General features: G+C 35.2%; 16 protein-coding genes and 3 pseudogenes. 2 read left to right on the top strand and 17 right to left on the bottom strand.

What is annotated here, in order from left to right:
• Nucleotides 1–5: 5 nt before the first annotated feature.
• The 15 genes and pseudogenes from OM967_RS01020 to OM967_RS08045 form a co-directional block, all read right to left on the bottom strand.
• Nucleotides 6–950, bottom strand: a complete 945-nt coding sequence (locus tag OM967_RS01020) for a contractile injection system protein, VgrG/Pvc8 family (protein WP_264337381.1) — start codon at nt 948–950, stop codon at nt 6–8.
• Nucleotides 951–1160: a tail protein X gene (locus OM967_RS01025; protein WP_006015620.1), complete on the bottom strand. Its 210-nt coding sequence runs from the start codon at nt 1158–1160 to the stop codon at nt 951–953.
• Nucleotides 1157–1504 (bottom strand): phage tail protein, encoded by a 348-nt coding sequence (locus tag OM967_RS01030; protein ID WP_015589018.1) that lies wholly within the window; start codon nt 1502–1504, stop codon nt 1157–1159. The genes OM967_RS01025 and OM967_RS01030 overlap by 4 nt, the downstream gene beginning before the upstream one ends.
• Nucleotides 1504–3552, bottom strand: a pseudogene (locus OM967_RS01035) (phage tail tape measure protein). Before OM967_RS01035 ends, OM967_RS01030 begins: the two are co-directional and overlap by 1 nt.
• Before the next feature lie 109 nt (nt 3553–3661).
• The gene (locus tag OM967_RS01040; RefSeq protein WP_010405430.1) at nt 3662–3919 is read right to left on the bottom strand and encodes a phage tail assembly protein; all 258 of its coding nucleotides are present in this window, start codon (nt 3917–3919) and stop codon (nt 3662–3664) included.
• Between the two features lie 83 nt (nt 3920–4002).
• Nucleotides 4003–4284 (bottom strand): type II toxin-antitoxin system RelE family toxin, encoded by a 282-nt coding sequence (locus tag OM967_RS01045; protein ID WP_010082215.1) that lies wholly within the window; start codon nt 4282–4284, stop codon nt 4003–4005.
• On the bottom strand, nt 4268–4468 hold the full coding sequence (locus tag OM967_RS01050) for a hypothetical protein (RefSeq protein WP_007303020.1): 201 nt from the start codon (nt 4466–4468) through the stop codon (nt 4268–4270). The genes OM967_RS01045 and OM967_RS01050 overlap by 17 nt, the downstream gene beginning before the upstream one ends.
• A gap of 61 nt (nt 4469–4529) precedes the next feature.
• Nucleotides 4530–5036, bottom strand: coding sequence for a phage major tail tube protein (locus tag OM967_RS01055; protein ID WP_264337382.1), 507 nt, complete (start codon nt 5034–5036; stop codon nt 4530–4532).
• A gap of 11 nt (nt 5037–5047) precedes the next feature.
• Nucleotides 5048–6223, bottom strand: a complete 1176-nt coding sequence (locus OM967_RS01060; protein ID WP_264337383.1) for a phage tail sheath subtilisin-like domain-containing protein — start codon at nt 6221–6223, stop codon at nt 5048–5050.
• Nucleotides 6216–6776 carry a hypothetical protein gene (locus OM967_RS01065; protein WP_264337384.1) on the bottom strand — a complete coding sequence of 187 codons (561 nt, stop codon included), beginning with the start codon at nt 6774–6776 and terminating at the stop codon, nt 6216–6218. The genes OM967_RS01060 and OM967_RS01065 overlap by 8 nt, the downstream gene beginning before the upstream one ends.
• 10 nt (nt 6777–6786) lie before the next feature.
• Nucleotides 6787–8211 carry a hypothetical protein gene (locus tag OM967_RS01070; protein WP_264337385.1) on the bottom strand — a complete coding sequence of 475 codons (1425 nt, stop codon included), beginning with the start codon at nt 8209–8211 and terminating at the stop codon, nt 6787–6789.
• Entirely contained in the window at nt 8208–8402 is a 195-nt protein-coding gene (locus tag OM967_RS01075; RefSeq protein ID WP_264337386.1) for a hypothetical protein, read from the bottom strand. Before OM967_RS01075 ends, OM967_RS01070 begins: the two co-directional genes overlap by 4 nt.
• A 4-nt stretch (nt 8403–8406) precedes the next feature.
• Nucleotides 8407–9591, bottom strand: coding sequence for a hypothetical protein (locus OM967_RS01080; RefSeq protein WP_264337387.1), 1185 nt, complete (start codon nt 9589–9591; stop codon nt 8407–8409).
• Nucleotides 9592–9605: 14 nt separating this feature from the next.
• Nucleotides 9606–11437: pseudogene (locus tag OM967_RS01085) on the bottom strand (DUF4815 domain-containing protein).
• 16 nt (nt 11438–11453) lie between these two features.
• A pseudogene (locus OM967_RS08045) lies at nt 11454–12138 on the bottom strand (hypothetical protein).
• A 145-nt stretch (nt 12139–12283) separates the two neighbouring features.
• Between OM967_RS08045 and OM967_RS01100 the strand changes: the two are divergent.
• Nucleotides 12284–13519 carry a hypothetical protein gene (locus OM967_RS01100; protein WP_264337390.1) on the top strand — a complete coding sequence of 412 codons (1236 nt, stop codon included), beginning with the start codon at nt 12284–12286 and terminating at the stop codon, nt 13517–13519.
• Entirely contained in the window at nt 13479–14549 is a 1071-nt protein-coding gene (locus OM967_RS01105) for a hypothetical protein (RefSeq protein WP_264337391.1), read from the top strand. Before OM967_RS01100 ends, OM967_RS01105 begins: the two co-directional genes overlap by 41 nt.
• Nucleotides 14550–14558: 9 nt before the next feature.
• Here the strand turns inward: OM967_RS01105 and OM967_RS01110 are convergent, their stop codons facing one another.
• Together OM967_RS01110 and OM967_RS01115 are read right to left on the bottom strand one after the other, a co-directional pair.
• Nucleotides 14559–14858, bottom strand: a complete 300-nt coding sequence (locus OM967_RS01110) for a hypothetical protein (RefSeq protein WP_264337392.1) — start codon at nt 14856–14858, stop codon at nt 14559–14561.
• A gap of 50 nt (nt 14859–14908) precedes the next feature.
• Nucleotides 14909–15400: a hypothetical protein gene (locus OM967_RS01115; RefSeq protein WP_264337393.1), complete on the bottom strand. Its 492-nt coding sequence runs from the start codon at nt 15398–15400 to the stop codon at nt 14909–14911.
• Nucleotides 15401–15403 lie beyond the last annotated feature (3 nt).

Raw genomic sequence — 15403 nt, forward strand, 5'->3', positions numbered from 1 at the left:
TAACATTACTTACTCAAAGATGCTGACAACATAGTAAGGTAACCTGAGCTATTTAAAGTATGCTCCGCTCTGTTAACTATCCATTCACCATCCACCGCTTGATTAAAAGCTATAAGATTAAGTTTCGCTTCTGCAAATAACTCTGGATTACCAGGTATAGTGATATCCAATACTGCATTATTTCGCTTTAGTTGTTTTAACTTAGCATTTGCTGCACTTAGTGCTGATTCTGCATTTGAGTACATTTCTAACATAATATAACTTGGCTCGCCGCTACCAACTGTTTCTTTAATAGTTTCACCCTTTTCATAGCTATGCCACTTTGCCACTACTGAATTATACTTATCACGTACGGTAAAATGCACTTTCCAGTTAATTGTATCTTGAGGTCTAATAGTCGTTGTTCCTAAAGCTTTTCCTGTGGCTGATTTTGCCATATTCTTTGAAATAAACAATATATACCCACCAGCTAATTTTGCCATTGCTTCACGCTCTGTTGCGATCTTTGTTAACAGACTTATATCACTTTCATCTGCCTGATTAATATGGGGTATTAATACATTCTTAAATTCCTCAGCGACTTTGTATCCATATCCATGTTTTTGGGCTATTTCTTTTACTAAGTTTTCTATGGTAATTTGGCGCCATTCTTTTGATACTTTTGCCTTCAAAGATATTCTTAAATTTGTTGCATGAGCTTTGATTAGTAGAGTCTTAGGTGGAGCCTGTATAGTCACTTCGTTGACTGTATACATACCCATTGGAAAGATTCCAAATTCCTTATAACCTAGTGCTATGTTCAATTCATTCGGAATATCTATGTCTTCATCCCTGTAATCAACACACACTTCAACTACATCATCTATTATTCCTGATTCATCTGTAAGGTGCAATGATATAACTCTATCTTTAATTGATTCACATTTATCTATTATAAAATCTGGCTGCATTTATTCCCAGACCTTTAATTTTGACTTTTGTACTATTTTCTTAATAGTAGGAAGCTTTATCTTTAATCCTGCAGGCAAAAAGCTTCCGTATTCTGCCAAACCTAAGTTCTCTGCTAGTACTAATTCCACTACTCCATCAGTAAATCCGTAATGTTTCCAGCAAATCAGATCTAGCATCTCATTTTCTTTACTCACATAGTATACAGTCATCTATAGCTTTTTAAACTCAAACTAAATTCAACTTTTCTTGGTAGTCCATTAGGTAAAAAATACATCTGCTTTTCTTCTAACCTAGTAATTACGAATTGTCCTAAAATATTACCTAAACTATCTACTAAAATATGTGGTTTTTCAGCTTCTTTCACACTCTTTAATTGATTTAGCCCGTTGAGATTATGCAGATAAATCATTCCTTCTAAATCTATATTTTCTACACCTTGACCGATATTTTGTAATAGTGGCATATTTTCAATACACTCAATCGTGCTCCAACGATTTTCTCTGCTATACTTTAAACTTGTGGGAGCAAACTTATACGGACCAAGAGATAGCATCAATAAAATGTCTCTACCGTATCAAATAAAACATCACGTGACTTTTCTCTTATCCTTTTTATTACTTCATCTGCAAGACTACGAACATCTTGGTTAGGTTCTGCTTTAATGCTGATAGTGTAATTATTAGTGATGTTCTGAGTTTTATTTTGTTCTTTATTTTCAAACTTACTCCTTGCAAATATCTTATCGCTCTCTGTCTCCTCAATAAGGCTTTTGACTCTGAAGCTATTTTTATTTCTCTTTAAAAATTCTTTAATTATACTGTTACCTAGCACAGGATTTCCACTGTTGAGAATATTACTCTTTATGGGAGTATGGACTGCTTTTATTTCAGTTTTTCTTTTTTCAAATTCTTTCAGTGGGCTATTTTCCAATACTTTTCCAAATACACTTTCCCCTATCCATGAAAAAGCTTTTCCTATAGGTTCAATGAGTGATTTCCACAGGCTAGAGAAAAAGTCTTTCACCTTTTGCCAGTTAGCTATAACAAGAGCTGCACCAGTAATAAGTCCAGCAACTAAAAGTCCTATAGGGTTAGCGAGTGTTATTGCTCTTAGTCCTGTTACTACTGCAGGAAAAACTGTAGCTGATAAAAATGAAAATACTCCAAGTAGGTTTGCTTTCAGACTAAAAATCGTACTTCCTAGCAATGTAAATCCGTATCCTAGTCCCACTGCTACAACTTTTAAACTTATCAAGGCTGCTACAGTACCCATGATTGCTTTGGTTAAAGTTGGATATTTTCTGCAAATAACGCTATGCTTCTAGTTTTTTCTTGTAAAAATTCAGCTATAGATTTTAAAGTAGGCAGCATCACTGAACCCAGGTTCATACCAACTTCAGCTATTGCGTTGCGAAGAAGTCGTAATTTACTGGCTGTGGTGTCTACACGGTTTTGAAATTCTTTCTGCAACGAGCTCTTGTACTCTTCTGTGTCAGATAGTAACCTTATAGCATCTTCGTATTTGTTAAAACTTCCAGCTAATAATGCAATATCATCTTGATATTCCTGACCGAAAAGGTTGTTTACCTAAACTAACGAAGGCATTTACTAAACTACTTGTTTCCTTGATGTCAAGACCAAATTGTTTTGCAGTACCACCAACTATTGCTAGAGCTTCAACCATATCTTTTGCTTTGGCAGCAGTGTTATCTGATAAGTGATTGATTACATTACCAACGTATTCCATTTTACTAACATCAATTCCATAAACGTTAGAGAGTTTAGCTATAGAATCACCTGCTTGCTCTGCAGACATATCAAATGCTGTAGACATTTTTGCCACTGTTTCTGTAAACTTAAAAAGATCTTCTTTCTTGATACCAAGTTGACCACCACTTGCAGCTATTTGTGCCAGTTCTGCGGCTGATAATGGTATAGTACGTGACATCTCTTTTAACTTCTTTGCAAATTTAGTTGCTTCATCCGTTCCTTTTTTAAAATCTACCACTTTTGTAACATCAGCCATAGCACTTTCAAAGTCAATTGCAACTTTAACTGGAGCTGCAAGCGTTAGCCCTAGCCCAATAGTCTCTATAATTTGTGACTTAAAATGTGCTTTGCTTGCTAAAAAACTTTGGTGACTACGTATTGCAGATCCAAGCTTACCATACTTACCTTTTAATACTTCAATAGAAGAGCCAAGTTTATGTTGGTCACTTACTAAGTACTTAATATTTCTTCCACTTTTTCTTACTTCTTCATTGAATGAATGCAAAGCATCTCTCTTCCTTAAGTATGCCTCTTTTGCTTTTGTTGCAGAAAATTTAGCTTTATCAAACTCAGCTTTTAAAGTTTTGCTTGGTTTCTCTATCGCTTTCATTTGTTTAGCTAAAGATTTTACTTGATCCTCAAAACCTTTCCATGACCTTCTGCTAGTTAAAACATCACTACCCAACTGCTTAAACTTTGATACTGATTTTAAAGATGAATCAAGCTTTCTTATATTCTCACCAAGACGGGTAAGTTGACTACTGCTTCCCTTTATTATAGTATTAAAACTGTCATCAAGTACCGCACCTATTTTTATCGATAATACTGACATTTGAACTCCCTAGCTAATTTGCTCCATGAAATAAACTCACTAATCTCCATATCAAGAATGTGCTCAACTCCACCACCTATGATAGAGCCAAGCACTAGTATTTCTAATCTCAAGTTTTTTGGATAATCGGTGAAAAAAAATCCTTTAATACCTCTTGAATTTTCACATAATCAGCAATATCTAACTCTTCAATCGCTTCTTTTGCAACTGATGTCAAATTGGCAGTCAAAGTTACTTCTTTACTAAGGTCACTACCATTTAAGCGTTCAATTGCAAGATAGTCTCTAACTTTTGGACGTCTAACAGTAAGTTCTGAGACAGAAATTCCATCAACTGTTATTGGGTTATTAAGTGTTATAGCTTGCATGTTCCTCCTTAAAAAGTTAATTAAATAAAAGTCTATATCGGCTTTTACATAACTAATTTCTTTGTATGGTGCTATAAATAGGATTAGCTTTGATAAGAATCTTTTCTGTGTTCAATTGAAGTAATAACTACTGTATGTTCTGGTACATCTATATAATAAAGTATACGATAGGTACTCACCCGTAGACTACGTTGTCCACTTAAGTTATGCTTTAATGGCTTTCCAAGTCCAATTGGATCAACTGTTAGACGCTCCATTATTGCCTTCTTAATCATTAATTTTACTTTTGCTGGAAGAGCCGGAATGTCTTTCTTTATAACAGATTCTGAATAGTCTATATTGTAAGGCTTAATCCCAGAAGGCATCTTGATGTTTAACCCTCTTTTCTTTATAGCGTTCGTCAGCAATCTTAGATAACTCCATATCTTCAATTTCTTCTTCCATTAATTCAGTTAATAACTTTAAAACGGACTTGTCTTGAGATTGTGCTACACTAACAAGTAAACCAGTTAGCTGCTCTATGGAATTTGTATGAGCTTTAGAATCCATATTAACTATATACCTACAACTTCTTATATTTTAACATTTTTATGTAATTTTGTCAACCATATTAAATCCCTAGAATCGTTTGCAGCAAGGCCATTTGATCAACGCCATTTATCTTTCTAATCATATTTTCAGCATCGATCTCTATTAATTCATTACCACCTATAGTAAGTTTATAGTAATGAGCAGCTATAGTACACTTCAGCGTTGCTTTTTCAGCAGGTTTCCAGCTACCAAAATCAAATTCTTTGAATATGCCTCTTAGATTGATTACTACAGCTTCAATATCGTTACTACCACTCCCTTGCATTCCACCTCTGAGCGTCAAAGATACTGAATTTCCATTTATCAACCCAAATAACCGAAAGAGCTCTGTATCGTATTCAGAAAAAGTGAAATCTGCTTCAAGCTTTTCCATGCCCATATCAATATTTATTGGAATATCCATACCACCAGCTCGATATTCTTCTGTTTTTATGGTAAGTTTTGGTAGGGTCATTTCATCTATTTTTCCTGCATAACCACGACCATCTACAAATACGTTAAAATTTCTCAGTATTTTGGGTAACACTTCGCTTTCTCCTAACTTATTACACTATTATTTACAAGATGGGATCTGAATATTATTTGCTCAGCCGGATATGGTGGTGTAAACTCAAAGTCAAAGTATACTTTTCCGCTTGCAATATTCGCCGGTGTATTGAGTTCGGGAGTTGCATAGCATTTTCCACTGATAATCGCTCCTTGGGCTTTTAAATTGGCCAAATAGGAATTCACCCCCTCAATCACATCATCTATATAAGTTTTAGTGATATTGCGATCAACTGCCCATAAATGAGCCCTAAGTAAACTATCGTTAATTAAATCAGCCGTTCTTCTCACTGACAGAAAAGCCCATTTCGAGTCATTTGAACATGTTCTATTGCCCCAAAGCCTATAGCCATTTTGATGAATTATCGTTGTTACTTCATTTTCATTTAAATGGTTTGCTCTACAATTTGTATTACCGAGCGTAAAATCAATAGGCCTGCTTGTTCCAACAATACCATTTATCTCTTTATTTGAAGGTGAGTGCCAAAATCCTTGTTCGCTATCTACTTTTGCTATTAAACCAGCTACAAATGGGCTTGCTGGCAAAATTTCTTCTTTTCCTTCAATAAATACCTTAATCCATGGATCAACTACGTAAACTCTTGAGCTGCCTACACTTTTTCTCCACTTGATTGCTTCTTCATCATTGGTATTTGGTCCATCTGCTACTATTATGCTTCTCAGCTTTTCTGCTATAGGAATTAATGCTGCAACCACTGCATCTTCTGGTAGTTGGTAAGTAAACTGAGGTGCAATTAATATTCTTGGAGCAACATGAACTATACTTTCACTACTGAGGGATGCCTCTATCCCTTGATACTCTCCAGTCTCTTTATCAACTCCTCCAATTATATTCTTCAGCGTCTCTTCTTCTTTTAATTTTGGATCGCTGTTTTCACTTTCTTCAACTCGAATAACTACTACTGTTGCACCGATTTGGGAAAATATTCCATTTACTGCAGAAGGTAAACTGCCACTCTTTCCGAGCTTTGCTGCTTCCTTTAAGCTTCCTGCAACTAACACTGGTTTATTTAGCGGAAATTTTTGCTCATCAGCTTCAGGTGCAGTACCGATTACACCTATCACTGATGATTTAGCTGCACGTACTGTTTTTGCCCCTGAGGTTACCTCAATAACATTTACTCCGTGCAAAAATTCTTCAGCCATTTCTTTGCATCTTTTGTTTAAAATCGTTTAGTAAGTTCTCTAGCTCTCGTTCACTCTTGGCTTCTTCAATTTTCCTCTTCGCCATGTCTTCCAACTCCTCGCATTTCACTATCGCTTTTACTGCTTTTTTCACTTTTTCCTCAATTATTCTTGCCATTTCAATAACCGTAATACCACGGACTTTTGCTAAAGGTTCTATAATTTCTTTATCCTTTGCATTCATAGATTCTGGTGCTGCTAAGATGTTCTCTGCGGCTTTCGCTTGAATCTCATAAGATTTAGACTTCTGGTAAGAATGTCCTGCGTATTGGTGAGTATGATTATCATAATAAAAACGCATACTATCAAGTGCAGAAAGCTTTGCATTATCCAGTAACTCCAACTCAATATCTTCTTGATTTCGCTGAGCAATTTCTCCTCCTTCTGTTAAACAATAACTTTTTTGCCAATCAAAATTCTTTGGCGCTTCATACCAATCATTTCCTGTTGGCTTGTTTTCAAGTATTGTTGTTTCAATCTGCTTGTGGTTTTCAAAACGTATATAAATAGTCACAAATTCCTCCTCATTGCCATATTTGATCAGTTCGTTCTAACCCTGGACATTGCCAACCCCTGAGCGTCCTTTCCACATCTACCTCAAGCCCTGTGGTGAGAAAATTGCTACGTATGTTATAAATCCCCCACTGAATAAATTGACCATAGTTGTGTACATAATTTGATGCAAGCATACCTTGACTAACTTGTGTTCTGGAATACAGGTAAGATGATGTGTAAAGTAATATTGCAACTGTTTTTCCTGCTGGAATCTCCACATTACCAGATCCAGCTAATTTGCTATCAGAACTCGTGTATTGGTAAACATTTTTCCATATTATTCTTGAAATTCTTGATTTATTAGAATTGGTATTATCTGGTGTTCCCACAAATAATCCTGCACCTCCATACTCCGTACTCGAATACGATGATCCAACAAATTCTATTGCTTTATTTATGTTCACATTGGTTGTATTTTTTACAAATACTACTCCAAGTGCAGCATATGGGTAATAGTATATCTCATCATAACTACCCGAAAAGCTTTTTGTGCATAACTCTCCGTAAATAAATGTTCCCTTGCTTCCCTCTATAAAACTTAGTTGTCTTGGCCGATAAAAACTAACGTAATCTGTATTGTACGTATGGCTACCTGCTAGTAGTTGTAACATATAGTCAGTTTTTGTTATATCACTACTCCACTTTCCAAGCTCTGTCGTAAAAGTTCCGTGGCCAAAATAATTATTTTTTCTGCCAAGTACACCAAATAAGAAAGGTAATGACCCTGGTTCAACCATGTTGCGCTTTCTTATTTCTTGTGTAAGCGACACTTTCAGCTCATCATCTCTAGTTTTTATCTCGTTTATAAGGGATGTTTTTAATTGGTTATCACGAGTTTCTATTTCCCTAATAATTGATGAGCCAGTGGTAACAGCACGAAAATCTTCTACTAAACCTTTAAGACCATCTTTATGACTATTACTAATGCTATTTATTGCTGCAATATTGGCATTCTTTCTCGTATCAAGTAGCGATAAATTTGTTGTTCCTTTTTCATCAATTCTCTTTAATAACTGCTTCTCTGATTCAGAGATCACTGCTAAAGAACTAGCTTTTTTATTATCCAGATCAGTTAAGTGTTTTTTTGCACTATCAAGAAGTTCTTTTAGCTTACCATCAGTCATCTGTACAATTTCAGAAACTGCACTTTTGTCGACTATTGATTCCAATGCTTTAGCAAGATATGCTAATTGATCTGGTGTACTGTTTGCTGCTAAATCCTTAAGCCTCTTTTGTAGTGCATCAATTATCTCTTTTACCTCAGTCATCTGCACAATGTCAGCAATAGCTTTTTTATCTGCTATCAATTCCAGCGATTTTGCAAGATATGCCAGTTGATCAGGTGTGCTATTTGCTGCTAAATCCTTTATCCTTTGGTATATTGCTTCTTTCATTTCCAAAAATTTAAAAAAGTCTCAAAATTAAACCGCTCAAAATTACTCTTAAGTTGATTATGCTCATCTTCTCTTTCGGTAATATCTTCATCTATTTTCTCAATTGTGGTACGGATACGAGCAACATCCTGCACAGCAATATTTTCTGGATGTGGTAGTGTATATCCTCGTTTGCTTTGGTCATTTGGCATTGATTCAAGTAATAATCACTCGCAAATTTTTGACTTTAGGACGATAGACAACTGTTCCACTTAAAACCAATTTTATCTTTGTCTCATTGCCATTAAAGTTTGTCAGTATGTGGACTCTCTCTACCCAATTTTCTCCAATTGGTTTTCCTGATGTTAAATTTACTAATTGCCAATCCACGTTTTTTTGTACATATGCTTTAACATCTGCAGTGCCAGGTATTAGCGCATCATATGTTATGGTAATCTTAGTGTTAGCCCCTGCTGTAATGCTTCTCGTTACATAATCTCCGGACTCTGAAAGATTACCTAGAACTAGCTGTAACCCAGGATAGAGAACAGGACTTTTTTCTCGCCCTCCTTTTAGGCTTGCTTTTACCGTTAATTCCCCATTTATTCTTTCGCGCAGTGCAAGCGGCAAATTATCAGACAAAAAGTTCTCTTTTCCCTCTTCATCTGTTAAGATAAATTCTACATTGGTATCAAATGCTACTTTTTCGACGTTCGTCAAAACAATTAAATCTGATACGTTATTTGCAGTAACTTTGCCCAGATCAATAACGTGAGAACTTTCGCTAAATTTTGCAGCTAGTAATCGAAACGTTAAATCTAAATTTTGATGTGGAGTCCACGTACTTGCATTGCTAGACGACAGTAATACTCCTACTTGATATGGCTGGCTTGTTACCCAACGGCTATTTACTGCATCATATTTGCCAAGTTCTGCTATTTTTACTGCAGTATCTGCATCATCAGTAAGTAGTACTATTGCATATTCCTCTCCTGCATGGCAAAACACTGGTGACCACTCTATACGTGTTGCTGTGCCATCTATCTTTATATCTTTTGGCTCAATACAACTTTCAGCAATGACAGTCTGCGAGGGCATTCCCACTGCTGTTTCTCTAATCTGCACAACAACACGTTTTTTGCCGCTATTTGTGAACCATAAATCTAGACCCCCTATGTGTCTGCTCTCATTTAAAGTAAATGTTTGTGCTAAAGGATCAACTCTTCTTGCTGCGATAACTCTTCTTCTTTCCTCTATGATAATAGTTTTTTTACCAGTATAAGTTGCTTCTCCATAACTTCCTTTATCCCCGTAAAATTGCACTAATTTAGTACCGGCTGGAATATTTGCTGGTACTTTCACCTTTCCCTTTAATTTTCCCTGATTGTTAGCTGTTAACATTTGGTTTTCCAGTTTTAAGTTATAGGTTGAATGTTTATTCCGTCAAATTTTATCTCTTTAAGCTTCTCATTTGGCTCAAAACCTTCAATTTCAAAATTCTGTATTGCTTCTCTCATAAATTCAGTTTCGTATGAAGTACTTGACAGCAGCTCTGTCGTTTCTTTAACATTAAATACTCTTGTTACTGAACTTTTCCAATTTGTTTTTACCTCCGTCCAGTGATCTATATTTTTATTTAGAGTAATTTGTGCCGGTACTAGATCAAAAGCTTGGTATGGATTGATCTTTTCTCCTTTAGTCTGAGCTCTCTATTTACTATTGCTGCAGACTGCGAAATTCCTTGATCGCGCATATCATCATCAAAGAATGAATCAACAAATACTCCTTTTTTGGTGGTAGGTTCTCTTGAATTTGCATCATTGCGTAGACGTTCCTCTGCAACCAGCGCATAAAGATCATTTATTCCTTTTTTCATTGCTTCAAGCTCATTCATCGGTACAGCATGAATAGCATTATTCACTATTTTTACCCCTTCGCCTTTTTTCCACGTCTGATGAATGTAGCAGAGTAAAAGTTGTCCACTAGGCGCTCTAGGCATCGATGGTCGCCAAGGGTGAGCTATACCTTTTATTCTCCTTACCACCCCTTTGCTATCGATAGTAATTAAATCAAAGCGTGGCATTTTCCAGGTGTAATCAATCAAAACCAGACTGTTATCAACTGCTCCTTTTACTTTACACCCCTCTTCACTTATATCTTCAGGAATTACATGAGTGCGGCAGCGGTAAGTTATTTGATAACTACTTCCAGGAGCTGGTTCTTTACCTGGTAATGACCAATCAACGTTTCCTGCGTTTAATTTGTAATCTATACTATTTTCATAAATAACATTGCCTTGTTTAACTTGAATAATCTCAAGTACTGCAGAGTCAGGTATCGGATCAATAGCTCCAGAATATGAACCATGAGTAATGGTAATGGTTTTTTGAACAGTGATATCTACTTTTTTAATTTCACTGATTGGAAAATCATTAACTTTAAGTTCCATTACTCTTTGGCTATTTGGCTGAAAAGTGTGTGGTTCTGATTCAACTGATTTTATATTCGGATCTTCATCAAAAGAAACACGAATGCTGTGAGGAAGTTCAATCTCATAACCATCAACATGAGCTTTGCCCTCATTAATCACAAATATTTTTTTTCCTCCTTCTCCCTCTTCCTTTTGCAGGAACATTACTTCAAGACCATTTACGACGTAGGAACCATTTGCTTCTTTATCATAACGAGCAAGAGCAGTAGTTACTATGTTTGCTTGTGGTGGCGGTGAATGTTCTATTAATACTCCATTTTCAATATTGTAAATTGGATAAAACTCTCCTTCAGAAAAACGTGGAGAAAGACCTTCATATTGATAACCCCAAATGGTGGAAACTTTAAGCCTTGCTGCCCCTACTTCTTGATAATTTCTTGTACCAACAGCAGGATCACGAAGATTTTCATCCTCAAGTTCTGTAATCGTAGATTCTAGATAATAAACACCGATACGCACTGTGGTACTCAGTGGAATAACAAATTCTTCTTTTTCGACTTTTCTAACTGCACCACGCAGATAGATTTTTCCTGATTCAAGCGTAACTTTACCAGTTTCTCTATCTATAATACAATTGCTTCCTGTTATAACATCACCATCGCGAAATATTGCATCACCTATACCTTTAAGCTTAGAAAGAGCATACTCCTGAGTCTCATTTAATTCTGCAGACTGTAGACCTCTTCCAGCAAGAAATAAGCTTTTCTCATATTCTTTGTCAGGATTAAAGCGGTTATAATAGGCGTTTAAAGTCATTTAATGCTAGAAAAATTCAAAAAGTTACAACAAATGAAAAAGTTTCCCTGGTTGCTGCAGTTCTGATAAGTGGTACGGTGTGTTCTAAAACTAACAAAATTCCCGGATTTTCCACGTCTTTTGGCTCGAAATATCTCTGTCCTTCAGGTAATTCTTCTTTTACTTTAGTACCAACCATAACCCCTAATTCCCGTATAACTTGATTTGCTGCATCCGTGAAATCGAAAGTGAATTTGAGAAAAAGATTGTTGGTTGGTACATTTGAGGGCCTAAACCTTCCAGAAAGAGTCAAAAGCTCTCCATTTTCATCACCTGTGCAGAATAGCACTTCATCTGCAGTACGTCTGCCAAGTTCATTGAGTAGTTTTTGAGAAGTAATAGGCTCCGGTGGGGTGCTTTCAACTATACTCTACAGTAACTGCACTATTTGCCCTGATAGAGCTATTTTCCGTACGTTTTATTACACCACTACTGCTATCAACTATATAATCTATACCTGGCTGATAAGTTGTTTGTCCTGTAAAAACCCTTACATCTTTAATAGTATGGTGATCTAGAGCTATTTCACCCTCAACAAAAACTTTTTCGACCTGATGGCTACTTTCCCAATTTGAGTCACCACTGCCCCAGGCAAGATGTAGAGATTGCTCTTTTATGCTTGCTGCTATTGCTGCTCTTCCTGACTGTGTAAGAATTGACATTTGAAAATTTGACTCCTGTATATATATTCACCAAAATTACAAAAACTGTTCAGTTTTTTTAGGAAAATTCTTCTTTTTTTCATAATAAATTTTTGTTGACTAATCTTTAATCTATTTTAGACATAACATATTTGCTTTTAGATATATGATAGCTAGTGAGGAATTTTGGGAAAGTAATTTAGAAATGCCAGTATCCTTTTTGCTTAAGGATTTTCAAAATCCAAGTTTACGTGAAAGTTGGCTTAATTCTCTTTCTGGTAGACAATTAAGTGTGATCTTTAACCATTACTTTCAGAATAAACAAAACAGGCAATTATTTAAAGACTACGAAAAATGCGATGATATTTCAACTCAGCAAAAACGCAAGATGCTTATTAAAATTTCTGGATCTCTGTTTGATTATTACTTAGTCAATCGTTTTAGTCGTGCAAAATCAGAAACAACTATAGCTGAAGTAGCACAGTCTGTATTAAGCCAAGATCTTCTGAAATCATTTCTGTTGCAAAATAACAAATATAACAAAAAGTCCTTGTTGTTTACTCTCTTTATAACTAATCGTAACTTACTAAAACAAATTTTCTGCTTTAATCAAGTACAGAAAAAAGGGTTTTTACCTTTCGTATTAAAAAATCCTCCAAGACAAAAGTCCACTTCATTTAAGAATTTTTTATCAGAAAGTACAATACAGGAAATATTAAAACAGCATGATCTCTCGGAAAATGATAGTTTTGAAAGTCAGTTTCAAGAACTCTTTTACTACCAAAATAGTATTTACTTATTTATACGACGTGCTAGTAAAGATGAGGATTTATTAATCAGTTCAAATAAGGTAATACACGGTTATAAACCTAGTAGAATTATTATTGACTTTGCTTTAAACGCTAACCAAGTAAACCTATCTATTCAAAGTTTTGATCAAGGATTAAAAATAGCAAATAGAATAGTAAGCTGTTATTTTCAGCGAGAATGTTCATTTACTAACATGCGCCACCAAAATACAACAGCACAAGTGAGGACTTTTTTGAATGACTGTGTAAAACAACATGTACCTGATATTCGCCTATTTGAATTGAAATTTGGTCCATCTAAATCTAAAACTAATCTTACGTTAAACACGGATAATATTGAAGAGTGGTTGCAGAAGATAGAGCCTTCGGTTGGTAGTGTACTGCATGATGTTTCGCTTGTTCAGCATATCAAAGTATTGTTCAAAAGTAAAAAAGTTACTTTATCCTTTCAGACAGACACGCAATACGCAAATTATATAGAAATTGATTACTCAGAATATGTTCTCAATATAAAAGAACGAGATGATTTTAAGTCTTTAATTAGAGATAGCTATGGAATTACCGTTTTGTCGAAAACACTCTCAAGATATTGATAATATGTTAGTAAATAGGTCCTGGGTAAATCCTGACGAAAACTATATAGAGGCTGCAGAGTATCTCAGTCAGCTTGATTTTGTTAAACTTGAGAAGTATTACTTCGTTATTTGTGCTAATGATTTAGATCTTGATTTTCCAAATATACAAAATCCTTATTGCAAAAATGAGGTTATCATTTCTCATGGTTTTGATGAAGATTGCGATGATCTAGCTTGCGAGGATTGTGGTCGTGATATTTTTCCTGATACTTATAAAAAACAGCGTTATCTTGTGCTTTCAATTAAACTCAATACGGAAAAAATTATAAGTTGGTTTGAAAAACTATTAATAGGACTCATATGGGAAAAGGCGGCAAATGGGATATATCATATAAGTTTTAAAAGTAAAATAGTAAGCGTTATCATACCAACTTTATGTACTGATAAGTCATATTTAACTGTAGATAGGTTAAGAACTAATGTTGCTGTTCTTATAACTTTTGGAAAAGAAGACTTAAAAATATTGTTAAGCCTATACACTATTCCCATGGCTGATTTAATCTGTGAACATCAAACTCTAAATCAAATACTAAGCGAAGCAGTTGAAAAAGGAGTACCAGAATTATTACCTAACGTTTCTTTTCAAGCATTCCCTTATGTTCCACTGCAAGAAACAACTCTCCCAGAAAAAAAGATACTGCGATTAAAAGTTGAAGATAATACTATTTATGTTAATAACGTTGAAATTATAGGCAAACAAGCAACTTCAAGCATCCGCATTTTTAGAGTATTACTTAAACAATTTTTGCGTGACTTGGAAGCAGCTAAAGAATATAAATTTCTTAGTATCATTCAAATAGCAGATAGTTTAGGTATTGAAGACCCAGAACAGCAGGTGCGCAGACCTCTTAACAGAATGCAAAAAACAATAGCAGAAAAGCTAGCTAGCACCTTGGGACTAAATATAAGACGAGATGATGTGATACAAGCATGTAACTGGTCAGGCTACCGGCTTAATCCATCTACCATTAACTTAAGTGCTAGCTAAGCTCCTTAGTCAATGTTGGACAGAAAACGCAGAAGGATACTTCTCTAAAATATACCGATACAATTCTTCAGCGCTTTTTTTGTCACCTGCAATGAAAGTAAAAAATTCAACTACGTCTCCTTTAATTTTGGCTAGTTTATACCAATCTCCTGCTCTTTCTCCTGTTGTCTCAACTATTATTTTATCTCCACGTGAATCTCCAATGTAAAACTTACTTTTATAAAACTCGCCACCAGGTAGTAAATGGAGTAGGTATTCTTCAATTCTATCAATTACTAACGCTTTTATTTCTTCTAGAGATTTATTCATAAAAGGTGCCCTCCAATAATTTATGATAAAAAAATGATTCTTTTATTCGCTTAGAAAGGTATCCAATCAAGCTCAGTATTTTCTGGAGTAATAACCGTAGCAATCTTGTTTTTTTCTCCGTATCGATCAGCTTCAATACCAACTTTTGCAGTAAACTCTAACCCATTAAAATCAGCTATAGAGTTGACTTTTCTAGCAATAACTGCTTTTTCTGAAGTGTCATTTGAATGAATGTTCTGTGCTGACTCTAAAATACTTCTAAGCATAGAACGTCCAGATTCTCCCCAAACATCTTCTCCTTCAACGCTTGCTTTGCCACTTTTGACACCTATAATCTGAAAAATCTTGCGTTTTGCATATGGACCTTCAGTGACAGTAAATTCAGCGTTTAAATAGATGCTGCTAGTAGTGTAGCTTTTCGTGAACCAATTTTCATAACCTCCAGGCTTTATTGCCATTTTTACCTTGACTGTTGTACCTTTCGGTATTAAACTGCTTTGCAGTTTCGCGTTATTAAAATCAGTTAAAAAATCTGTTAGCATATT

The organism is Wolbachia endosymbiont (group B) of Dolichovespula media (assembly GCF_947179505.1).
Taxonomy (GTDB): domain Bacteria; phylum Pseudomonadota; class Alphaproteobacteria; order Rickettsiales; family Anaplasmataceae; genus Wolbachia.